The organism is Trichlorobacter lovleyi, assembly GCF_015239775.1.
Lineage (GTDB): Bacteria > Desulfobacterota > Desulfuromonadia > Geobacterales > Pseudopelobacteraceae > Trichlorobacter > Trichlorobacter lovleyi_B.
In genome coordinates this window covers 110203-130784 of the sequence record NZ_CP058410.1, presented here as the reverse complement: position 1 = coordinate 130784, position 20582 = coordinate 110203, and the positions used below count along the sequence as shown (strand labels likewise).

Annotated in this window: 24 protein-coding genes and 22 tRNA genes; 12 read left to right on the top strand and 34 right to left on the bottom strand. The window is 51.4% G+C overall.

Annotated features, from left to right (window positions below; translation table 11 throughout):
- Positions 1 to 77: 77 nt before the first annotated feature.
- From FY034_RS18045 to FY034_RS17990, 12 genes are all read left to right on the top strand, one after another.
- Complete coding sequence (locus tag FY034_RS18045; protein ID WP_265555706.1) at positions 78 to 1082, top strand: hypothetical protein; 1005 nt, start codon at positions 78 to 80, stop codon at positions 1080 to 1082.
- 99 nt (positions 1083 to 1181) lie between these two features.
- Positions 1182 to 1421, top strand: coding sequence for a hypothetical protein (locus tag FY034_RS18040; protein WP_265555705.1), 240 nt, complete (start codon positions 1182 to 1184; stop codon positions 1419 to 1421).
- A gap of 225 nt (positions 1422 to 1646) precedes the next feature.
- Positions 1647 to 2075: a hypothetical protein gene (locus FY034_RS18035; protein ID WP_265555704.1), complete on the top strand. Its 429-nt coding sequence runs from the start codon at positions 1647 to 1649 to the stop codon at positions 2073 to 2075.
- Positions 2076 to 2308: 233 nt separating this feature from the next.
- On the top strand, positions 2309 to 3109 hold the full coding sequence (locus FY034_RS18030; protein ID WP_265555703.1) for a hypothetical protein: 801 nt from the start codon (positions 2309 to 2311) through the stop codon (positions 3107 to 3109).
- Between the two features lie 3 nt (positions 3110 to 3112).
- A complete protein-coding gene (locus FY034_RS18025) occupies positions 3113 to 3457 on the top strand; it encodes a hypothetical protein (protein WP_265555701.1) in 345 nt (114 codons plus the stop codon).
- Positions 3444 to 3731, top strand: a complete 288-nt coding sequence (locus FY034_RS18020) for a hypothetical protein (RefSeq protein ID WP_265555699.1) — start codon at positions 3444 to 3446, stop codon at positions 3729 to 3731. The genes FY034_RS18025 and FY034_RS18020 overlap by 14 nt, the downstream gene beginning before the upstream one ends.
- Complete coding sequence (locus tag FY034_RS18015; RefSeq protein ID WP_265555697.1) at positions 3724 to 4092, top strand: hypothetical protein; 369 nt, start codon at positions 3724 to 3726, stop codon at positions 4090 to 4092. Before FY034_RS18020 ends, FY034_RS18015 begins: the two co-directional genes overlap by 8 nt.
- A 20-nt stretch (positions 4093 to 4112) precedes the next feature.
- Positions 4113 to 4454 (top strand): hypothetical protein, encoded by a 342-nt coding sequence (locus FY034_RS18010; RefSeq protein ID WP_265555696.1) that lies wholly within the window; start codon positions 4113 to 4115, stop codon positions 4452 to 4454.
- 3 nt (positions 4455 to 4457) lie between these two features.
- Positions 4458 to 4694: a hypothetical protein gene (locus tag FY034_RS18005; protein ID WP_265555695.1), complete on the top strand. Its 237-nt coding sequence runs from the start codon at positions 4458 to 4460 to the stop codon at positions 4692 to 4694.
- Between the two features lie 58 nt (positions 4695 to 4752).
- Complete coding sequence (locus tag FY034_RS18000; RefSeq protein ID WP_265555693.1) at positions 4753 to 5082, top strand: hypothetical protein; 330 nt, start codon at positions 4753 to 4755, stop codon at positions 5080 to 5082.
- The gene (locus tag FY034_RS17995) at positions 5069 to 5248 is read left to right on the top strand and encodes a hypothetical protein (protein WP_265555692.1); all 180 of its coding nucleotides are present in this window, start codon (positions 5069 to 5071) and stop codon (positions 5246 to 5248) included. The genes FY034_RS18000 and FY034_RS17995 overlap by 14 nt, the downstream gene beginning before the upstream one ends.
- Before the next feature lie 181 nt (positions 5249 to 5429).
- On the top strand, positions 5430 to 5690 hold the full coding sequence (locus tag FY034_RS17990; RefSeq protein ID WP_265555691.1) for a hypothetical protein: 261 nt from the start codon (positions 5430 to 5432) through the stop codon (positions 5688 to 5690).
- 310 nt (positions 5691 to 6000) lie between these two features.
- On the opposite strand, the gene FY034_RS17985 is transcribed toward FY034_RS17990, so the two are convergent.
- The 34 genes from FY034_RS17985 to FY034_RS17820 form a co-directional block, all read right to left on the bottom strand.
- Positions 6001 to 6753 carry a DNA-directed RNA polymerase subunit alpha C-terminal domain-containing protein gene (locus FY034_RS17985; protein WP_265555690.1) on the bottom strand — a complete coding sequence of 251 codons (753 nt, stop codon included), beginning with the start codon at positions 6751 to 6753 and terminating at the stop codon, positions 6001 to 6003.
- A gap of 14 nt (positions 6754 to 6767) precedes the next feature.
- A complete protein-coding gene (locus FY034_RS17980) occupies positions 6768 to 8078 on the bottom strand; it encodes a type II toxin-antitoxin system HipA family toxin (protein ID WP_265555689.1) in 1311 nt (436 codons plus the stop codon).
- Entirely contained in the window at positions 8075 to 8440 is a 366-nt protein-coding gene (locus FY034_RS17975; protein ID WP_265555688.1) for a helix-turn-helix domain-containing protein, read from the bottom strand. The genes FY034_RS17980 and FY034_RS17975 overlap by 4 nt, the downstream gene beginning before the upstream one ends.
- Positions 8441 to 8572: 132 nt before the next feature.
- The gene (locus tag FY034_RS17970; RefSeq protein WP_265555687.1) at positions 8573 to 9679 is read right to left on the bottom strand and encodes an RtcB family protein; all 1107 of its coding nucleotides are present in this window, start codon (positions 9677 to 9679) and stop codon (positions 8573 to 8575) included.
- 211 nt (positions 9680 to 9890) lie between these two features.
- Positions 9891 to 9965 (bottom strand) — tRNA-Phe (locus tag FY034_RS17965).
- 6 nt (positions 9966 to 9971) lie between these two features.
- A tRNA-Arg gene (locus FY034_RS17960) sits at positions 9972 to 10048 on the bottom strand.
- Positions 10049 to 10054: 6 nt separating this feature from the next.
- A tRNA-Arg gene (locus tag FY034_RS17955) sits at positions 10055 to 10132 on the bottom strand.
- Positions 10133 to 10136: 4 nt separating this feature from the next.
- Positions 10137 to 10230, bottom strand: a tRNA-Ser gene (locus FY034_RS17950).
- Positions 10231 to 10236: 6 nt separating this feature from the next.
- Positions 10237 to 10312, bottom strand: a tRNA-Ala gene (locus FY034_RS17945).
- 8 nt (positions 10313 to 10320) lie between these two features.
- A tRNA-Leu gene (locus FY034_RS17940) sits at positions 10321 to 10397 on the bottom strand.
- A gap of 11 nt (positions 10398 to 10408) precedes the next feature.
- Positions 10409 to 10493, bottom strand: a tRNA-Leu gene (locus FY034_RS17935).
- Positions 10494 to 10505: 12 nt separating this feature from the next.
- On the bottom strand, positions 10506 to 10850 hold the full coding sequence (locus FY034_RS17930) for an HNH endonuclease (RefSeq protein WP_265555686.1): 345 nt from the start codon (positions 10848 to 10850) through the stop codon (positions 10506 to 10508).
- A gap of 18 nt (positions 10851 to 10868) precedes the next feature.
- Positions 10869 to 10945, bottom strand: a tRNA-Thr gene (locus tag FY034_RS17925).
- Between the two features lie 221 nt (positions 10946 to 11166).
- Positions 11167 to 11241 (bottom strand) — tRNA-Gly (locus FY034_RS17920).
- An 8-nt stretch (positions 11242 to 11249) separates the two neighbouring features.
- Positions 11250 to 11326: transfer RNA gene (locus FY034_RS17915), tRNA-Glu, on the bottom strand.
- Positions 11327 to 11332: 6 nt separating this feature from the next.
- Positions 11333 to 11408, bottom strand: a tRNA-Ile gene (locus tag FY034_RS17910).
- Positions 11409 to 11436: 28 nt separating this feature from the next.
- Positions 11437 to 11505 (bottom strand) — tRNA-Gln (locus tag FY034_RS17905).
- A 59-nt stretch (positions 11506 to 11564) separates the two neighbouring features.
- Positions 11565 to 11640: transfer RNA gene (locus FY034_RS17900), tRNA-Asp, on the bottom strand.
- 12 nt (positions 11641 to 11652) lie between these two features.
- Positions 11653 to 11739 (bottom strand) — tRNA-Leu (locus FY034_RS17895).
- A 67-nt stretch (positions 11740 to 11806) separates the two neighbouring features.
- A tRNA-Trp gene (locus FY034_RS17890) sits at positions 11807 to 11882 on the bottom strand.
- 103 nt (positions 11883 to 11985) lie between these two features.
- Positions 11986 to 12062: transfer RNA gene (locus FY034_RS17885), tRNA-Met, on the bottom strand.
- 1 nt (position 12063) lies between these two features.
- Positions 12064 to 12139: transfer RNA gene (locus FY034_RS17880), tRNA-Ile, on the bottom strand.
- Positions 12140 to 12556: 417 nt separating this feature from the next.
- Positions 12557 to 12634, bottom strand: a tRNA-Asn gene (locus tag FY034_RS17875).
- Positions 12635 to 12642: 8 nt separating this feature from the next.
- Positions 12643 to 12735, bottom strand: a tRNA-Ser gene (locus FY034_RS17870).
- A 315-nt stretch (positions 12736 to 13050) separates the two neighbouring features.
- Positions 13051 to 13125 (bottom strand) — tRNA-Cys (locus FY034_RS17865).
- A gap of 94 nt (positions 13126 to 13219) precedes the next feature.
- Positions 13220 to 13295: transfer RNA gene (locus FY034_RS17860), tRNA-Lys, on the bottom strand.
- Positions 13296 to 13302: 7 nt separating this feature from the next.
- Positions 13303 to 13380 (bottom strand) — tRNA-Pro (locus FY034_RS17855).
- A 741-nt stretch (positions 13381 to 14121) separates the two neighbouring features.
- Complete coding sequence (locus FY034_RS17850; protein ID WP_265555685.1) at positions 14122 to 15591, bottom strand: HD domain-containing protein; 1470 nt, start codon at positions 15589 to 15591, stop codon at positions 14122 to 14124.
- Positions 15592 to 16020: 429 nt separating this feature from the next.
- Positions 16021 to 17244, bottom strand: coding sequence for a hypothetical protein (locus FY034_RS17845; protein WP_265555684.1), 1224 nt, complete (start codon positions 17242 to 17244; stop codon positions 16021 to 16023).
- Between the two features lie 61 nt (positions 17245 to 17305).
- Positions 17306 to 17929 carry a lasso peptide biosynthesis protein gene (locus FY034_RS17840; RefSeq protein WP_265555683.1) on the bottom strand — a complete coding sequence of 208 codons (624 nt, stop codon included), beginning with the start codon at positions 17927 to 17929 and terminating at the stop codon, positions 17306 to 17308.
- A 12-nt stretch (positions 17930 to 17941) separates the two neighbouring features.
- Positions 17942 to 18574 carry a ribonuclease HII gene (locus tag FY034_RS17835; protein WP_265555682.1) on the bottom strand — a complete coding sequence of 211 codons (633 nt, stop codon included), beginning with the start codon at positions 18572 to 18574 and terminating at the stop codon, positions 17942 to 17944.
- A 7-nt stretch (positions 18575 to 18581) separates the two neighbouring features.
- A complete protein-coding gene (locus FY034_RS17830; RefSeq protein WP_265555681.1) occupies positions 18582 to 19391 on the bottom strand; it encodes a DUF4942 domain-containing protein in 810 nt (269 codons plus the stop codon).
- Complete coding sequence (locus FY034_RS17825) at positions 19384 to 19869, bottom strand: hypothetical protein (RefSeq protein WP_265555680.1); 486 nt, start codon at positions 19867 to 19869, stop codon at positions 19384 to 19386. Before FY034_RS17825 ends, FY034_RS17830 begins: the two co-directional genes overlap by 8 nt.
- Complete coding sequence (locus FY034_RS17820) at positions 19870 to 20502, bottom strand: hypothetical protein (protein ID WP_265555679.1); 633 nt, start codon at positions 20500 to 20502, stop codon at positions 19870 to 19872.
- Positions 20503 to 20582 lie beyond the last annotated feature (80 nt).

Below are 20582 nucleotides of genomic sequence, written 5' to 3'. Positions count from 1 at the left end.
CAACCCTGCCGGGGCAGATCAAAACTCACCCCGACAAGGGGAGGTCTGCCCCTTTCTAACTATGAAAGGAGCCTACCATGGCTAACAACTACGCTTCCGGAACATTCGCCCCATATATTCCCGCTAACCTCATCACTGACGACTTCAAAAAACTGGCTGATGCTGTTGGACTTACCATTCAGCCTTTTAACGATGATAGCGACATGGTGTACCTCTTTAACGAGAACTACTGCACCTCAGGCGACATCGAAAATGAAGACGGAACAGAGAAAGAAGTCACAGACGAAGATCTGTACGCCGCAATCCAGGACATCATTCGCAACAGCGAAGGGAAGTTGACCTGGGTTTCGCACGAACAGGCTTACACTTGTGACAAAATGAGGTCTGGGGAGTTCGGCGGGTCAGCAGTTTTCATCACTGCTGATGACATTCAGTATCACGGCACCAGCTCATGGCTGGAGCAACGGATACATGAAGCCGAAACAGGAACAGGCGACATGAGCCCGGACACACCTGATGTTCAGAAAGCACTGGACACCATTATGCCAGATCAGGGGAGTCAAACTACACTCCATGAGCTGATTCTGGATCTTTACAACTCCGCCGACGACTGCGGGTGTGAACATCCTCTGACGGTCTGCGATAAAGAGAAACTGCTTGCAGTCTATCTTGAGTCCAAGAAACAGAAGTCAGCTCAGCCACCCTACCTGGCAGTCGTCATTGACGGCGGTCTGGTCCAATCCATCATCTCTGACAACCCGGAGTATTTCGCCGGCGTCAAGACAATGGTCATCGACTACGACACTGACAGCCTCGATCCAGACAATGAAACACTCGGCCTGGTCGAGCAAGACGATGGAACCATCGCGATTGCCTACATGCGCGGTGATGCTGTAGAGGCCAGTGGCATAAACCTCGAGAAGGCTCATTCCTTCATTACTGAAGAGGCTTACGGTGCCACCCAGCAGCGGTTTGCCGCCTGCGGTGATAACCCCTGTGAAGACTGTCCGGATGTCAACCTGGATGGCGAGAAGTGCGTAAACCAGGATAAGTGCCTAGCCTGGCAGTTTTACGCGAACTAACGCCAGCGTTACTACCCACCACTAAATTCAACCCTTACCGGGGAGACATCAACTCCCTGGCGGGGTTGCTCTGTCTCCACCAACTCGAAAGGAACAGAGATGAGACACCAAAAAACTTTCAGCAGAAAGGACGGGAGCAAGGTCACCATTGTGAGCTCGGTAGTTTGCAATCTTTTCTCTCGGGGAATCGATTTTGACGTTTTTGCTTTTGTAGAAAAGACTGATTCCAGTGAAAAGGATTACTTCTATCCGCACAAAGGACTAATGGCTGTTGCACGCCCCCACGAAATCCTCAAAACCAACCTCGAAGCTCTGAAACTGGCAGGAGGTGTGGCATGAGAGGTAAAGACCTTTCAACCCTTAATTGGACACCAGCCCATGATCCTGATGGCATGGTTGCCTACAACGCAACTGACGCCAGAGGGCGCTGTTACTCCCTCGTTCGGAACAATCACAACCCTGAGCACCTTTTTGTAATCAGTGACGGGTTCAAGGTCCCATCCGGGTGGTACACCGACAAAACGGGCACTATCAAACGCATTCACTGACGAAAGGAGCTCAATTATGAGCCAAACCACTAACAACCCGACAAAGAAGCTGATCCTTTCAATCAACACTTCAAACGACTTTCTCGACTTTGACTACATTGTAGCCGAGTTGACGCAAGCGGATATCGACAAGATCCGTAAACTGTCGGAAGTCGTCAAGACCGCTAAGCAGTCCATCGATTCAGCCGTCTACCGGATCAAGATGTTTGATCACTCGGTGACGACTATGAAAATGGATTATGACGCGGAACCTGATGAAGATGGAAAACAGCCTCTGGTTGAACCAGAGTACGGGCGCATTGACTGTTGCTCGATCAGTGTGTCTGATGATGACTTTATGTGGTCATTCTACCCGAAACATGGGGATATGAGCGACCTCTGCGAGACATCATCGGTTCCGCTGGCTGAACTGGATAGTTTCGACGCGATTGATGAAAGGGAATAGTAATGGACCCTATTCATCAGCACACCTGGGACATTATGACAACAGCCCAACGCGAACAAGCTCTCCGCGACGCACTATTGTGCAAATGCGGTAATTGCCTTTGCTGTTGGGGCAAAAGTCATAATACCGCCCATTAAAACAATCAACCCAAACCCACGGGGCAGACCAAATCAAGCCCCGTACGGGGAGGTCTGCCCTTTTCTCTTTAAACTCACAAGAAAAGGAGCATCACCATGGGATACAACTACACACTCTCGATTGAATCTTTTGCCACTAACGACAACGCCGCTGTACTGGCCAAGATCCAAGAAGCTGCCTCTGACATCGCTGAAGAGATGGAAATAATTGATGGATCGATAGTTTTTGATCCATGCGAACCATATCAGAAGTGGTGTAATGAGGAAGCAGCCCTCGTTCCCATCATCGCTGCTAACATCCTGCCTGGCACATCCTGTCAGATAGACTGGGACGGTGAAGACGGGGAGCGTGGCGGACTGCTGATTGGCCATGGCAAGTCGTTCAGTATCTACTATGAAGCAATGGCTGAAGTAGATGGCAAATCAATCCCTCTCCACGAAGCAAATCTCCTGCTCACCGGATGCCCGGACTGCCCTCACAGTGATACAGCACGTGTCAACTGCATAGAAGGCAGAGAAAGTTGCACTCCTCCCGAGTACACTTCCTCCTGGCAGTACCATGAGCACGGCGAGCACAAAAACTTTCCTCTCAATGACTGGTCATATGAAGTCCAGAACAAGGACACCATCTTGGGATACCAGGAATGGGTCGAGCATCAGCTTGAGTCCCTGTTCGACGACACTCTTGACGAGATAGGCTTCGCCGATGCAATCGAAGTCTCTGGCGCCAACGAGGATGGCCACACCCTGGAAGGTGATGCTGACTACTTCTTTGTTTCCGGGCATGTGCCTGGTGAAGGAGCAATCCAAATCGCCGACTTCAACACCAAGGAACTGGCCATGGAATTCGCCACCGCCCTGTCAGCCTACAAAGGCCTGCAGATCGTGGAGGCATAAACCATGAACCAGCCCGAACAAATCAACAAAACATGGCAACTGATGTTTGCTGGTGTCGCATCAACCCCTGATTACACCATCAGGGCTGGGAGCTCCTTCAAAGAAGCATTGGATGGAGAACTGATCTGCACCTTCCCGGAGACCACCACCAGCACAGCCGAACAGGTCATGGCCAACGCCAAATCGTGCGTACTCGTTCCAGAGATGAAAAATCTTCTCAAAGAACTGGTACAGACAAGCCCGCTTGTCGGGCAAAGCCGGTTCAATACAGACATCTTTGCTTTGCAGTCTCAAGCAAAGAAGCTTCTTGAACAGGCTGGCGAGGAGGTTCCCCGTGAACAAAAGTAACTTTTTGTCCATCCCGGGCGTTCCTTACCCTGTCCTGCCCGCTGATCGCGTCATCACAAACAAAGACGTTTTTAGATGTGATGGCGAAACCAAGGTGGCAAAGGGGGCCATTGGCACCATCGTGTGCCGTAATGGCAGTATTTGCACGGTTCTTTTTGATCCGGAGTCAACGAAGCTTGTTGGCCCTGGATACAAGGACCATCCTTATACGGGGTGCAAATACCAAGATGTTCCATTTCTTAACCTTGACACCTTGGAGGTGCCCCATGGGTAACCTAAGTTCAGCGCAAGCTGCTGGCTACGACAGCCTGTCCGACCGAGACGCCCGCAGCGTCCTCACGGTTGCCAACACAATACTCCAACAGCTCGGTGGCAACCGGTTCAAAATCATGACCGGTGCCAAAGACTTCATTGGGGACGAGACATCGCTGATGTTCCGGATCCCCCGGGCGAAGGACGGCATCAACAAGGTCAGGGTAACGCTTGATCTTGCTATAGACCTCTACTCCGTAGAGTTTATGCGTGTGAACTTCAAAAAATACACGTTTGAGACCGTCCATACGTCCAACCAAGTGTACTTTGACGACCTCGAAAGGGTCTTTACTGAGCACACCGGTCTTTACACCCGGCTTTAACCAACTACACGGAGGCAAAAATGAACTGCCCTGCATCAAACATCACTGACCCTTGCGCTGTGCCCAGCGACAACGCCGCCGGCTGCATCTATTACGATGCCGGCAAATGTGCAGTTGCAAAACCTCAGCGCTATTTCACCCCAAAAACCGGTTATCCGATCGATGATTGCCCGGCCTGCCGTCTGGCTTACTTGTGCTGCCCCGCATGCGGTGCATCCACCAAGCGTCAGACCAAAGCCGATGCTGGCGAAACCTGCAAATGCGGCAGAGGTATTGTTTATCTGAAAATCTCGCACATTTGTTGCCAGCGGCACTATCATCACCTGGGCTCAACCTGCCCGCACTGCGGCCAGAAAGGATAACCCATGGCAAAGCAAACCGGACTGACATGGCAGCAGGCCGTAGAAGCGCTTGCTTACGACCACCCAGAAGGTAAAGCGTTCATCCAGCGCCAGCCGTCCATGAGTAACGGACCTCGCTGGAAATGGATGGGAGGCAAACTGGTTCTTTTCAAAGACATGGTAGACGGGCCACACCCGTTATTGCCCTGCCTGAGCCAAGAAGCTTACACGTCACAAGACTGGGCGTTGTTTACCAACTGACAACACTATCCCGGGGAGGTAACACTCCCCGGATGACTACAACACAAGGAGGTTCTATATGAACCTGAAAAACAACACATTCAAAGGCCCTGACGGAGAAACACTCAACATTGAGCTGAAGACATTCTCCAGTGGCCAACTCAAAGTTCAGCTTTGGGTTAAAGAGGAAGAAGGATACTTGTCCCCTGCCGGCTGTCTCTCCGTAAACGAACCAGGTGCTCAGCTCGCCAAAGGCGAGTTCGTCGCAAAAGACTGGTGCGAAAACGAAGAACTGGCTGTAGCGGCATTGCAATCCGGCCTCTTTGAGGACACCGGGCGCAGGATTCAAAACGGATATGTCAAACCGCCGATCTGGCGAATCAAGGAGGTGTCAGATGTCACTTCCTGATCGACGCATCCGCAACGAGGAAGGCCTGCTGGTATTTCCAGATCGTTTGACTCCCTGGGAAACCGGCGAGTTGAAGCGCAAGCCCTCCTACTCCTGCAACTACCATAACCCCCCAGCTGCCGCCCAGCTCCGTGAAGCCATCAAGGCCCATAACGAGCACCGGTAGCCCTGCACACAAACACCCCCTGACAATTTAATACCGGGAACAAGCTGATGCACTCAGTCAGGAGAGCTGCATCCCGTATTCACCTATCCCCTCCAATCACCCGGTCATGGGTGGACCCGCTGCAATCGGGAGTCGTTCAAACAAGCTCCCATGCAGGGGAGCCTATCGGAGGAATAAGACCATGAAACGGTCACGACTCAAACCCGTCCCCGGACTCAGCCAACAGCAGTACAAGGATCTCTCTAAATTCCTTTATAAGGTATCTGAATTGATCCTGGCTGGCTCAGTCCTTAACCAGATCTTCGTCCCCACCACCCAGCTTTCAACGCTGACCACCAGTGGGGGCCTTGCTGCTGTATTCTTTCTGCTCGGTATGTATGTAAGTGGTAAAATCACTGAACCGACTGGAGGAAACAAACAGCCTGAGGATGATGACGATTAGCCTTGACAGGCATTCTCATTATCAAAGATAATCACATAGAAAGGAGGAACGCATGGACGCTATCAATTTATTGGCCGGCATTTTGGCTGTCGTAGTGATCGGAATACTGATCGTCGACCACATAGCCAAGAAGAGGACCCGCCATCAATAGCACACCCAGCTGTTCCCACTTGCATCAAATTATCCCGCGCAATGCGGAAGAAATAAGGCGACCCTCTTCGGAGGTGTCGCCTTTTTTGTTTTGCTCCCTGTGTGCAGGGATTAGTCGAGCATAGATCTCCACGCAATGTGGATTGCCACCTTTTCACCCCTATGCGTAGGGGCCAGACGTTTTCCCCTGCGGACAGCAGTCCAAGCCACCAACTTTGCCACAAAGCCCCACCGCATGAATCTCATCCTGGAGTCTCATCCTCCGTGTCGGGTGCCGTAACTTCCGGAGTGCCTGGCCCTCGATATCTCTGGCCCGGTGGAGAGAAAGCCCAAGCATCTCTCCTATGGCCTTGAATGTGGTCTTGGTTGCCCGTTCGCGCAACACAATCGCTTCTCTCTCGGTGAGGCCTGCGAGCTGGATGATCTTTGCCAAATGCGGGTTGCCACCTGACAGACGTTCTCTCTCACGAGCATCCTTCTGCTCCTGCTCTGCCTCTTCTTCAGCCGTCTGGACATGGATATGTGTTGGCACTTTGGCCAACTCCTGCAGTCGTGCTATTTCGGAATCTATCCTCGCCTTTTCTTGCAACAGGTACTGTATTCTCACGTTAATTTCAAAAGGCGACATGACCGGCTGGCCTTGACTCCCCTCCCGGATGGATGCACTGGCCAATGTGAGGCCAATATCCCGCAAAAGATCCTTTATTTCAAAGAGGCTTTTTCTTCCCAGATGTCGTCCGGCCAGCAGTTCACTTTCAGTTCTCTGGGTGAGCTGGCTCAGCATGATGATGTCCATGTTTTTGAGGCAGTTCAAAGTGCGTACGGTTAGCCGAAGGTCGGAGATTTTAATGTCTCCTAGCTGGATTAGTCTGTCTTTAACGCCTGCTATATAGTCGTTGTAATAGTCTGACATTTCTGTCCTTTCTTTCAGAGGCTCAGGCGATGCGCAGCAGCGATACTCTCGGCAGTCTTTTCGTCAATACCTGCTCTGCCAGCATAATCCGGCCAATTCAGAACTACAGACTGGACCTCCCGGAGTATAGACAAGCCCTGCCCTTGCTTGAGGCCTGCCACCCTTGAGCACTCCTTGAAATCGTCAGGTGCGAATCCATCGCGCTTACCGTTCATTGACATCTGGTGCTTATCAGTCCAATCGCCGGTAGGATTATAGCTGTAGGCCATATCGAAGGCAGGAGACAGCGCCCAGCTGCCCTTCTTGTCCATAAGGAAGGCTATGTTTTTGACATGATCATCCTGGTTGCGAGCCACAATATTGAACGCCATCCGCCGGAACATCTGTTCGATCGAGCCGACAGGCGCCCCGATTCGCCGGCACACCATCATCGCCTGCTCGTAGCTGTTCACTCCAGCCACATTGAAATCATAATGGGCAAGGGCTGCCAGGGACTGCATGTGAAGCTTGCTTCCATTTGGCAACCGATCAAAGCGTTTTGTCATAAAGTGGCTGCGGCCATTTTCGTGCAGCAACTCACACTCAGACATATCAATATGGCAGTCTTTTGCCATCAGGTAGTAGGCATACTCTATCTTGCCAAATCCTTGGGGGTCGCTGACCTTTTCCTTGTCCTTGTTGCCCGATACCCCGTCGAACTTGATAAGCCAGTATTCGAATCCAATCGGTGCTTTAACCTGTCCAGAACGGACCTCTTTTGTTTCTGGGTTAAACGCAATAATCGCCTTCGCGCGAGCGCCCCCTGCTGAGGTTCCGACCCGCAAAATATCAAGCAAAGCCGATTCTGTTAGATCATCATTGCAAAATGATGCCTGCAATTCTCCTCGCCTGTTAAGCACTTCTGAGGCAAGTTGGACTAGGCGATCAATATCGACTGGTGTTGCTGATTTTGATCGGTTAGGACCAGTTGCCGGCAGATACTCCAAAGCACCCATGCCACGGCTACCCGTATAGCACAAACGCTCCACCGCATTCATGGAACCAGGCAAGCGTCCCTGCAAAGCGAGCCATTCATCAATCAGCGCATTGCCATACTTGTCAGGGAGTGAATCAGCGAGCAGGCCCGGGAGGCCGTGAAAACTATCACGGGACAACGCCGGAAACGAGTACACACCACCAGACAGAGGCATCTCCAGAGGGGATACCTCAATCCCGCTACGAACAAAAGCTGGATCGTACTCGAACAGAGCGACATCTCTCCCGTCTTCTAAAACCACCGCCCCGATGGTCTTCCCCCAGAGCTTAACTTCGGCAACCGTACTCAAGATTCATCCCCCCACTGCCAATCTTCAGCTTCTTGGGCCACCTGCGCGGCCCTTACCCGCTTCCGCGCTTTTTTCTTAAGCTTCAACAAATCCATAGGACTCACCTGCTGTTCAGGCAACAAGGCATCCAGCGTTTCGAACAAACCCAGCGCACGGAATAGTCTCACCAGACTCTCGCTCTGGATAGATCTACCAGCTTCAGCATATTGAATTGTGCGCCTGGCAAGCCCGCTCTCCTCAGCCAACTGCATCTGGGTTTTTGCGAGCTCTATTCTGCGTCTGGCTAGTCGTTCACCCAGTTCGTGCAGGACGGTTTGGTCAGTTAGATTAGATGTGATTTTCATATTTTTGTTATAGCGCAATTATGTGCGCTTTGCAAGCAGTTAATTGTTTTAGGCGCATGGTGCTGCGCCTTGCCGAAACTTAAAAGAAAAGGGATGGCCAAACAAGCCATCCCCCACGGGAAATACAGAGAGAAAATTTCCTTCTTTTACTCAGTCACCTTGAGCCTTAATGTTGATTAAAGGCCGAGCGAAGTCCACAACAGTGACCACAACACCCTCTTGCAGGGCCAGAACGCCCTTAATGTCCTTGTAAGCGCCTGGAGCTTCATCCAGCGTAGTTTTGTCTGCAATTGATACTACGTCCTTCATCTGGCCCTGAAATTGTTCCAAATCCAACGTTTTTTTTGCTTGGTTTCTGCCCATCTTTCTGCCGCAACCATGGGAAGCTGACGACAAGTAAGTATCGTTACCCAATCCTTCTGTGATATAAACTCCGTCCCTCATATTGGCGGGAATGATTCCAAGTTGGCCAGCCTCTGCCGGTGTGGCGCCCTTGCGATGCAGCACGCCCTCCCCTGTCACCACAGCATGGTTATGATTCTCGTTAACCATCGTTGCCAGAATCTTTTTGGACTGATAGCCAAGAACGAGACAATCCAATATTTCCAGAATCATTTGGCGGCGGTTTTCCAGCGCCCAATCAAGCGAGAATTGGAGGTCCTGTTGATACATCTGGCCAAGCTCCGAATCTAGCGGAAACATCCGCCCCTGCTTCATGTAATAACCGCCGAGGGTATGCCCAACATTCCGGCTACCGGAATGAATGGTTACCACAATGTTTCCGGCCCGGTTCTCACCGATCTCTATAAAATGGTTACCGCCCCCAAGCGTCCCCATCTGCTGCCGAGACTTTTCCTTTGCTCGACTGGAGACATCTTTAGGTAAGTGAGTAGCGTCATACACCATCCCGTCAACTGGCGACGAAAGCGAAGAAAACCCAGTCGGAATACGTTCCATGATTTTGCGCTGGACCAGCTCCATGTCCTTCCGCCCACGCGGGAACAACTCAGCAGCAGTCACCCCTGTATCGACATAGCAGATGCCGCAACCAATATCATAGCCCACGAAAGACGGGGAAATCATGCCGTCAAGCAAGGCTACTCCACCAATGCAAAGGTCATAACCTGCGTGGACGTCCGGCATAATGGCCAGCTTCTTCAGACAATCCAGACGTAGCACGTCATAGATCTGCTGCTGAGCGGACTGTTCGATCTGTTCCACCGGAATCAGGGTATATAGTTTATCTAGTATAGACATAGCATCCTCACCGACTAGGCGTGTTTAAGCAAGCTGACTATAGCGCAATTATATGCGCTTTGTAAATATTTATCTGGCTTAAGCGCAAAACTATACGCTTTGTTAAAATTGCCGCCCGCAGGCTTGGCATTGTTTTGTGGAGCCGTCGCTAGAATCGATATAGCTCCAGGTGCTGCAACTGCACATACTCGCACTTCCTTTCTGAAATATCTGGTGCCGCCAGAGGATCTTGAGCCCCCGACCTCTGCCTCTTCAGGGCAGCGCTCTCCATCTGAGCTATAGCGGCAATTTTTGGCGCGCCTGGCGGGATTCGAACCTGCACTGATCCGGATTAGAAGTCCGGTGCCATATCCGTTAGGCGACAAGCGCATTGCATGGCGTCCCCTGAGAGATTCGAACTCCCGACCTTCTGGTTCGTAGCCAAATGCTCTGATCCAGCTGAGCTAAAGGGACAATATGGAGGAAGCGGGCGGATTCGAACCCCCAGTCCGGCTCTCGCCGGACCCGCTGTTTTCAAGACAGGGCCCCGCACCAATGGGGTCAGCGCTTCCTTATTTTGGTGGACCAGATCCGGATCGAACGGACGACATTCTGCGTGCAAGGCAGATGCTCTCCCAGCTGAGCTACAGGCCCATAATTATTGGTACCCACGGAGGGAGTCGAACCCCCAAAATTCTGATCCTAAGTCAGACGCCTATGCCAATTCGGCTACGCGGGCATTTATATTCTTGGTACCGCCACCCGGCGTCGAACCGGGACGCCTTTCAGCACCGGTGTTTGAGACCGGCCTGTCTGCCAATTCCAGCATGGCGGTATACTGCTGCGATCAAACCTTGTCGGCTTTTTCCTGATTGCAGGAATAGCAAGCCACAACTACATTGCCCTTGTCGAATTTCCCTCCACCCTTCGACACAGGATAGACATGGTCTATCGTAGCCAATTCCCTGAGCTGGGCCTTTGTGGGAAACTCGCCAACGTCTTCCTTAAGGCCAGGCGTGCCACAGTAGAAGCAAACGAGATCCCCCTCCAGTGCGCGTGCCTCGCACAGAACCTCTGCCCGAAAATCCAGGTAATCCTGCAGTTCCTGCCTTCTGAGTAGACGATTCAAGAGAACCAGAGAAGCCGTAGACTTCACCGAAGGATCTTCGTATAAAACAACGTGCTTCCTCATGTTATTCACCTTAAAAATTGGAGCCAGCGACAGGCATCGAACCCGCGACATCCTGCTTACAAGGCAGGCGCTCTACCAAACTGAGCTACACTGGCATCTATTTCCGGTTTACACATCCCTCATTCAAAATCACCGGGGCGGTCTCGAACCGTCCGTCTTCCCCTATGGAACCATCACCATACAAGGTGCATGCTGCGGCGGCCGTCACCGCTGCTGCTGTTGTCGCCAAGCCGGAATCGAACCGGGCACGGGGCTATTCTGCCTGCTGAACTACACGGTGTTGCGCCATGCATACCGTCGCATGCAGACGCTGATTTGGAGCGGGTAATCGGACTCGAACCGATGTCATCAGCTTGGAAGGCTGAGGCCCTAACCACTGGACGATACCCGCAGAGTTTTTGGTGTTCCCGACCAGATTTGAACCGGCGACCTGCGCCTTGAAAGGGCGTTGTCCTTGACCGCTAGACGACGGGAACATGTTTTGGTGGGCCACCGCAGTCTCGAACTGCGTACCTGCCGGTTATGAGCCGGCGGCTCTACCTGTTGAGCTAGAGGCCCAATATTCTCCGGAGACCGGTTACCCGGCGGCATGGATACGGGACTCGAACCCGCATTTTCCTCAGAGGATCGTCCTGACCTTTAGACGAATCCATGCCCAGTTGTGCGCACCAACCTTGCGCCGATCGCTCGACGCTGCTCCGGCTGTTTATCAATTGGCGACCCCAGCGGGTTTCGAACCCGCTACCTCCGGCGTGACAGGCCGGTGCTCTCCCGATTGAGCTATGGAGCCAATTCTTTACTTTGGTGGCCGCCGCGAGACTCGAACTCGCACGATCTTTTGGTCGAGGGATTTTAAGTCCCTTGTGTCTACCTATTCCACCACGCGGCCAACTGCTTAAATTCTTGCCGAGCTATTCGTCCGGCAGGCCCGGTTATGTTCATCCGGGACTTTTGTTTGGCGAAGGAACAAGGATTCGAACCTTGGTCGTCGGTTTTGGAGACCGAAATGCTGGACCACTGCACCATTCCTTCAATTTTTTTGTGTCGCGGTCGGAGGCTCGAACTCCGTGTTAGCCTGGCCTGGCTTGCGGTTCCCCTGTACAGTGATGCCCAGATCCCGCGACAAAAAGATGTTTGGTAGCTGAGGCTGGATTTGAACCAGCGAATACCGGCGTATGAGACCAGCGCCTTAGACCACTTGGCGACTCAGCTATGGTACCGAGAGCAGGACCCGAACCTGCGACCTCCCGATTATCGATCGGGTGCTCTGCCAACTGAGCTATCTCGGTATGTTCAGTAAACCCCTCCGTGATCAGGTCTGGGCGACCATGTACCTTCAGGGCGAACCGGCAGCAGATTGTTGGCTTTCGCCTGCGGAGGGCTTCCGCTTCTGGGTGGCACTTAACCACTTACACCGGTTTTCAGTTTGGGAGCGGAGGCAAGGTATCGCGCCTTGCGTCATTGGGATATGAACCCAATACCGGACCTCTCCGGGTTACTCCGCACAAATTGGTTGAGAGGCGAGGCGCAGGATGCGTCATCAACTGCGACCTCGAACCATCTCTGTCCAGGCGGGGCATGCTCTGGGCCCCCTTTAAGACTCCGCTCAACCTGGGCATTTTGCTTTGCCACGCCGCCCAGTTTCGGCTCCTGGGGTCCGATGCGCTCTACGGAAGAGAGTCGGAAGTCCGTGCTCGGCGTGAATTTGGCTGTGAGGGTGGGGATCGAACCCACCTCATTTCCGATTAACAGTCGGACGCGCTCGCCCTGAGTGCTACCTCACAATTCTTTTTGGCGGAGAAGGAGAGACTTGAACTCCCGCGCCACGTTTCAGTGACCTGGCCGGTTAGCAACCGGCTCCCTTCACCAGCTTGGGTACTTCTCCACAATTTAAGAGGGTGGGCTTAAAACACCCAGCTGCACCCTGTCTTTGCAGACCGCAGCTCAGATCGGCCCCCGATCTCCTTTTGTATCCGCAGTCTCGGGAGAACAACACTTCGGAGGAGTTTTCACCTGTATGGCTTTTGCCATAGAACGCGCACCACGTACGCTTCCCAGCCCCATCTTGGTGGTTATTGGCTGTTGGGTGGAATTTGGTGCCGCCCGGGTCGAGTTGAACGCCTTGCCATATAGGAACCGGTTTACAGCCGGCCGATCAGACCCCTGATCCTTAGTTGCGAACGGCATATTCAGTTGTCATTGGAGCGCCCGACCGGAATCGAACCGGTATCCTCGGTTTTGCAGACCGGTACCTAGCCTTTCGGTACACGGGCGCTTGCTTGTTCTTTGGCGGCGGTGGAGAGGTTCGAACTCCCGTAAACTGGGTCAAAGCCAGTTGCCTGTGCCATCTCGGCTACACCGCTGCATTTTGGTGAAGGCAGGGAGGATCGAACTCCCGACTCTCAGATTAAAAGTCTGATACTCTACCGGCTGAGTTATGCCTTCGTTATGTTGGTCGGAGTGAGAGGAATCGAACCTCCGGCCTCTTGGTCCCAAACCAAGCGCTCTCCGCAGACTGAGCTACACTCCGAAAACTGTTCGATTTAAAAAGACCAAAAACAAAAAACCCCAGCTTCTCGATGTGAGGGCCGGGGTCGTAAGCGACTGAACGCTTTTCGATACACTACCTCACCTGCTATGTCTCCCGACTGGATACTGCTCCTGAATATTCCATCCCTTGCCCATGCCATTATCTGTGCCGCACTCCGAGCGCAATGATACAACTGGGCACAATGATGTCACTGTGGCGCTTGGGCTTAAGCGGAATATGGATCTGGTCGTCGGTTGCATTTCTTCTCCTGCGTGTTTGAGTTTCTGCAAAACAAAAAACCCGGCTGCTCATGTGAGGGCCGGGTTAACAAGCGTCAAACGCTTTTGGTACCTACCTCACGGATTATGCCCTTTAATTGGATACTGCTTGCCATCCCAATTGCCACACTCGCACAACGACATTGGTGATGTCGTGCTGGCGAATCCTGAAATTATGTGGCGCTCAATTGGTTGCATTTTTTGTCCTTTTATAATCAACTTTTCAATGTGTAACATGATCTGTTTGATTATGTCAACAAAAAGTTTGGCTCTGGTAGCCAGAAACAAAAAGAGGCCTCAGCAAACCAAGACCTCCTTCTCTTTGCCCAACCAGAACGGCTTTCCTGTTCGGCTCGTCACGACACTTACCGAGAGAAAAGATCGTGACCGGTCCGGATGGCACAAAATTTTAGCAAAAATAACATTGGCATGCTCCTGTTGTCAAAAGGTCATTTCTATTTGGCTAAGCAGACCCGTTTCGTCCTGCAACCGCCACCATAGCCTCCCAAGTCTTGAACCCAAGTGTCTTGGCCACCATCTGGTAGGTCTGGGCGAGGGAGGGCTTTTTGCCATCAGGTTGCCAGGTCGCCCTGAATTCCTTTACGGCTTGCTTGATCTGCTCGATGTCCTCAGTAGATATCGGACAATAAAGAGATTTAGCGAATTGCTCAAAGGTGCCCCCCGCTTTAATCTCGGCACAACGAAGCTTGATATTTGGGTTGGTGTTTGCCAGAAAAGATCTGTTGATTTCTGCCAACTCGTTTTGGCGGGCGGCGGTATTACAAAAAGCCAGCAACTTACCTATTGGCGTAACTGGATTAACATTGTGGTGCTCATCAATCCCTTCCCATACTTTTCTGTAACTCTTGAACCAGACGCCTATCTTGCCAAATCTTATACCACTCATTTTTGCATGGCCAATCGAAAGCGGATTCTCGCCCTCTTCCAAAAAATCATCTTTGTACGGGAGCTTTCCAATATCATGGGCCAATGCTGCGACAACCGCGTCCCCCATCGCCACTTTGAATTGCTTGGCATGCAGCATGGCCATTTCTGCCACCCCAAGAGAGTGTTTCCAGAGGGGCACTGTAGCAAGCGCACTATATACTTCTGAGGAGACACCTGCCTTCTTCTCCGTGAAGGGGGCGACCGAAGAACAAGAGGTGTGAAGATCTAACTCTTTCAAAATACGACGAATAGACTGCCTGTATTCACGCAATGCTGGCTTGTTGCTGACATAGGTATCCCAAAAAAGCTTGATGCCAGGTTCAATAAATCCCCCACTTACAACCCTGAGTTGACCGCCTTTGTATGAATTTTCAAAGTTTTGCAAATAAACGTGCCAAACATACTCTGCCCACATTTTTAAAAAGAGATAGTCAAAGCGGGGAATGGTCATCACCGTTTCTTTGCAGTCAGCCTTGAATTGCTTAAAAGCATCTTCTGCCACAATGCGAGCGTCATTTAATATGTCGGCATCACTAAGAGTAAACAGCCTGATATGCTCTGTATGCGTACGAACCGCTTTGATGACATCAGTCTGATTATTATCAAGCCACGACAATGCGTCTTCAAAGCTTAAAATCTGTGCCCATGCGGGCTGTCCTTTGATTTCTTTGACTGGTAGTAACTCATAAGTGTTTAAACCGGCTATTAAGCAAAATTGGATTAACGCCCTCCTGGCCTCTGGCGTCAACTCACCATCCTCCACAGCCTTAGCAATTACACCCCGAGCTATTGCAATTTCTTCTGATGTAGGCTTGTCAGAAAAAACCGGTAGCCCTGGCACAAGTTGAGGTAGAGCTACAGCATACTCATTTTTCTTTCTGTTGATGGCAGCAGAAAACCCATGTGGCAGCGCAGCGCCACTGGTGGCTTCATCTTTTTTGTCTTTGTTTACAAAACGCTCTAAAACTTTTCTGAAGCTGTCCATAACGCATTCCTCCGGGCGCAATTACGCCTAGCATGTAACAGAGAAACACCTGCGCGTAGAGATTACCAACGAGGTGTTTTCCAATCCGATCGAGAGCTGCCTTGTCTAGTTGCCTGCGTTACCAGTTGGCTCCCGACCCAATCAGAAAACATGGGGGAGAGTTGTGATGCTTTGCCATAGGTTTTACCCTGCAGGCGGCCGGCGCATCTAAGCCGTATATTGTTAATATAACAGTATTTATATTTACCGTCAACTGCATATGAGCCACTTATGGCGTAACAGGCACGATAGAGACAAAAAAATTTCCCTTATCGTAGTTGACACTCACGAAGAATCTTTTTGGGCACAAAAAATCCCCCGAATTATGTGCATTCGAGGGATCGTGGAATGACAGACAAGATAAGTTGGACAACGATGAATTCGGATGGTTCACTGTTTGTCTTTTTTACGGGCTCTTTTGCCTACACACACAAATAACTTTCTTTGATCCGATGGCGCTTGAAAATTATTAGGGTCATATTTTACTCCATGGAGCAGATAGCGATACAGTAACTGGCTACTGAGCCCCACTGCTTCAGCTGCTTCCTTCACCGTAAGACCCTTACGCTCTATCAAGCCCCTGGCTTCTTCGGTTCTTCGTATCCTTTCATCTGGATGCAGTAGCACCCTGGCCTTCCTCCAAGATTGGAGCTGATCCTCAAGCCCTGCTTTACGCATAATACGATTGACCACCGTAATGTCACATCCGATGTTTACTGCTGTTTCCAAAAGCCCAAAACCGAGTTCCTTGAGCGCCAAAACCATACTCAAATCAACGTAGGAATAGGTACGTCTTTTCCCGTTTTCCCGTGCCCAGTCAATAACCGTTCTGTATGCGACACCGTGCCTTCTCGAAACCTCACCCGCAGTCATTCCGGACAGCAAATCCTGTACAGCAACCGATTTTAAGGGGTGGCACCTTCTGTTCCTTGCCCCGGGCCTCACTTTTGGAGAAGCGGTTTTACAGGCAGCATCAGAGTTGTCTCTTTGCAGGCCAAGACGATTAAAACAACTAAGAAGTGTATCTACTGTCATCCCTGCGTCTCCAGCGACATCTTCGGCTGCCGCCCCTCTTGCAATACGCCCCCAAGATTTCACTATCACAACCGGGTCAAAGCCAAGCGTTTCTTTACCCTCTGGTTTTTTTCTTATACTCGGTGGTCTCCAGAGCTTTCTTTTTTTGAGTCCTACCTCTACCATAAAATTATGTAACGTAGATGCACTGACCCCATATTCCCCGGCAACCGCTGACTCAGCTTCACCATTTTCTATTCTATCGAGCAAGGTTTTAAGCAAATCCTGCTCACCCCGTAAACGCGTAAAAAAACCCTCTTTCCGGAGCGACCTTACTAAGCGGCCAGGATCAACACCGATATCTCGCGCCACCCCTGTGATTGCTTCACCTTTCTTGATGCGCTCAAACACCGCGGAACAATCAACGCAGGGAATAGATTTAGCATAAGATATCCCCGCCTTAGACCAATAAGCCCTAAGGGACTTTGGCTTGAGGCCCAATGCTGATGCCACAAGCACAATGTCTTCGCCTGCCTGGAAACGCTGGCACGCCTCCGCAAGGGCCTTAATATCATTCCGAACAGAGGTTTTTCCTTTCATTCCTGTCTCCCCAAATATTCATCAGTCAGCCGTTTATAACTGCCAACCGGCCCGCTAAAATTCAATCAATCATGTCATTTGGCCCGAAAACAATCACGCCAGGGTTATTGAATAGAAGCAATACTGTTTCAATATCCCCCGGATCAGCCGCCTGCGAAGTCTCCATTATCTTCTTTTCAAGCACAACATTTCGTTCGTAATAGAAATCCCCTACCCGGCCTTTTGCCGTCTCGCGTAGTGATTTTGAATCCTGTTTCTTCTCCAACAGAAAGTCTGGACACCAGTCTACTTCCGTATGCCCGCCGTCAAGTGCATCAAGAGCCCTTGCTTTTTGTCTCAACTGATAACTGGTTACATCAAAAATCATCCCGCCGACCTCAAGCCAAACATGGTAAGGCACCCCATCCTGCTCCTTCATGCCAGACAAGGGTGCATGGACTACAACCGAATCATCGTCATCGCTTAAGCGCCAGGCTGCAAATCCGACGACAAGATCGGCTTTTATCCCCTGCCTTGTCAGTATTTCACGAGCCAGATCGGCGTGGATAAAACAATCGCTGCCAACGTGTGAGCTTGCGGCTGTCGCCAAACGCCGCACAGCAGTAGCCACTCGACTAAAGTCAAAGGACTTAATCAGTTCGGACTGTTCCTGGCGTGCCGCCGCCTTTTTCTTTGCCTGTCCCATACTCTACCTCACCTAAAACTCAAAACTGGCTTGTTTTGATTCATCAATTTCTTTTACCCCGGTAAATGTCATTCGATGAATTGGAGTCGGGCCCAGACGCCTGATCGCCTCAAGATGATCCCTGGTGCCATACCCCTTATTACTCGCAAGCCCATAGCCAGGATACGTGCATTCGTATTCTTCCATCATTGCGTCCCGTTTCACCTTAGCCAGGATCGAGGCGGCAGCAATAGAATGGCTCCTGTTGTCGCCACCAATAACAGTCATTTGGGGGATCATGAGCTTCGGGATCTTCTGATTACCATCAATCAGAGCGTAATCAGGTTGAGGATCCAGTGCTGCGATTGCGCGCCTGAATGCCTCGAATGTTGCCCGCAGGATATCAGTGCGGTCTATTTCGCCCGCGCTCACAATTCCATAACCAATGCCCATCGCCTGCCCGATTATTTCGACCGCCAGTTGGTCACGCTTTTTTACTGAAAGCTTCTTTGAATCGGCAACACCCGGGATGATCAGGCCAGGTGGCATAATCACTGCCGCAACACAGACTTCACCAAAAAGGCACCCACGGCCGACCTCATCGGCCGCAGCCACCAACTGGTAGCCAGTGTTGTATAACTCGTTTTCGAGGTTCAGATCCGGCATGTGGTTCCTATGCTTTCGTCTTCAGCCGAGCACCGCCGGCAATCCTGTTCAACTGTTCGACTAGATCGAGTCGCTTGAATTCAACGTGAAGATTCGAGTTGAGACAGCACTTCAGCCTGAAATATTCCGTTTCGCACCGGCCATCCGCACCGGCGGACTCGATAGCATCACGGCAAGGTCCATGATAGGTGCTAATCACCCCTTTACCGTCCAACCGCAAAAAGACATTATCCAGCGCGGTCAGCTGAGCATCATAGCTATACCTAACCCGAAACCCCTTTTTGTTGTACGTCGGCTCAACATAACGTTCTAAAACCACTCGCTTGCCGACCTCGAACTCAGTGTTGGTCTTCAGCTTTGAGCGATGCGGACGCAGCATCTCAAATACCTCGGCAACAGCTTCCTCCATGTAGGTATCAATATTTGCAGCAGCCGATTCAAACAGACCCCACACGTTCTCAATAGTGATCTCTGGGAGGTCTTTACCATCCGCCAACTGCTTGTCCAGCTCGCTCCTGCGTCCGATCGACAACAACTTGCGCAGCTCAAGTCTTTCGACAAGCACACGCCAGGCGTCGAGCTTGATCTGTTTGAGCACCGTGGCCAAAGAGTCATCACGCAGCGACTCCCCTCTTCCATATCCGTGAGGCAAGACATCAAACGAATAGATCCGCTGGCCAAGTCCATACGAGGTGTTCAGACGGTTCTTGGCGGCATGCAGCAGATCGTACGCCCGCGTAATGTCCTTAACGGCATCAATGTAGTTCCCAACCAGTTGGGCGACCGTGTCGCGCTGTATCAGCGAACCATCATGCACTTTGCGCCACCCAATCAGCCTTTATCTGCTCAATTTCTTTTTCGTAGTTATGAACGCGTGCTTGTCGGTCGCGAATTTCCCTTTCTAATTCGTGCACCTTATCCTGAACCAGTCTAACGCGGTACTCAAGCCCACTGAAACAGAAGGCATCCGGGATAAAAACTTCATATTCCTCCTGCACTGTCTTAATTATGGGTACCGAGTCGTGGTCCTGACGTGATACAGCAGTTTCAACCGCCACCCTTATCCGCTCTTTTTGACCACCCATCACCCTGACTCCACCAGAAACATCACGAAAGGCATCTCCCTCAAGCAACCCGATCTTTTGCGCCAGTTCATTGTTCTGTTGTTCGAGCTCGTTGACGGCGTCCAGCAGCTTACCGAACTCACTTGGGCAGCATTCTCCGATGCTTGACGTGAATGAGCGTCCTTCAAATTCAAAACGCCATAAGGCCCTTTCCTCAGCAGTCGGTAGCATCTAAGCATCCTCGCTTCTGCATGGACTTACAGAGGTATTGCATTTTGGACACCGGTCATCGCACTGGCAATCCCATTCGTCCTGCCACTCATGGCCACAGGTGCACCGGTAGTAATTGATAAATCCTTCAAAAATGGTTTTCTTATGGAACTCGTCATGAGCGATGTCGGCGACTGTATCAGTGAAGTTCCTAAGACCTTCTAAAAGCTCCATGTCCTCTTTTGTCGGACGGTACGATTCATCATCGGCGATCCTGTCCAAACAAAGACGCTGACGCTTAAAAAGCTCGCCGTCCATCCCCGAAAATAGAGCGCATATTGATGACGTTGGTTCTTGGGGCGTCGGGACGGCACACTCTTTTGGCTCCACTCGCCCCTCAAACGGCACCCGCAACAACGATGCTCGACGCTGGAGCATTTCACAGAGCACAGCGTCGAGTGTTCCACCCGGCAATGACGCATAGAGCGCATCGACAATGGTTTTTCCTTGGTCGGCATGAAGTCCCCTGGCCGCAGCAAGTCCAGCTTCTCCGGATACCGCGATCTCAGGGAACGGCTCTGTCGCAACAAGCCGGAGAGGTGCAACCCCCCTACCCGCCGAGGACTGTGCTATGAATATGGTTTTAGAACTCACATCCCCTCCGGTCTACAAACGACGCCACAACGCCCGACACGACGCGCCAAATAGTCTTCGTAGGGCTCAATCCATCCAGA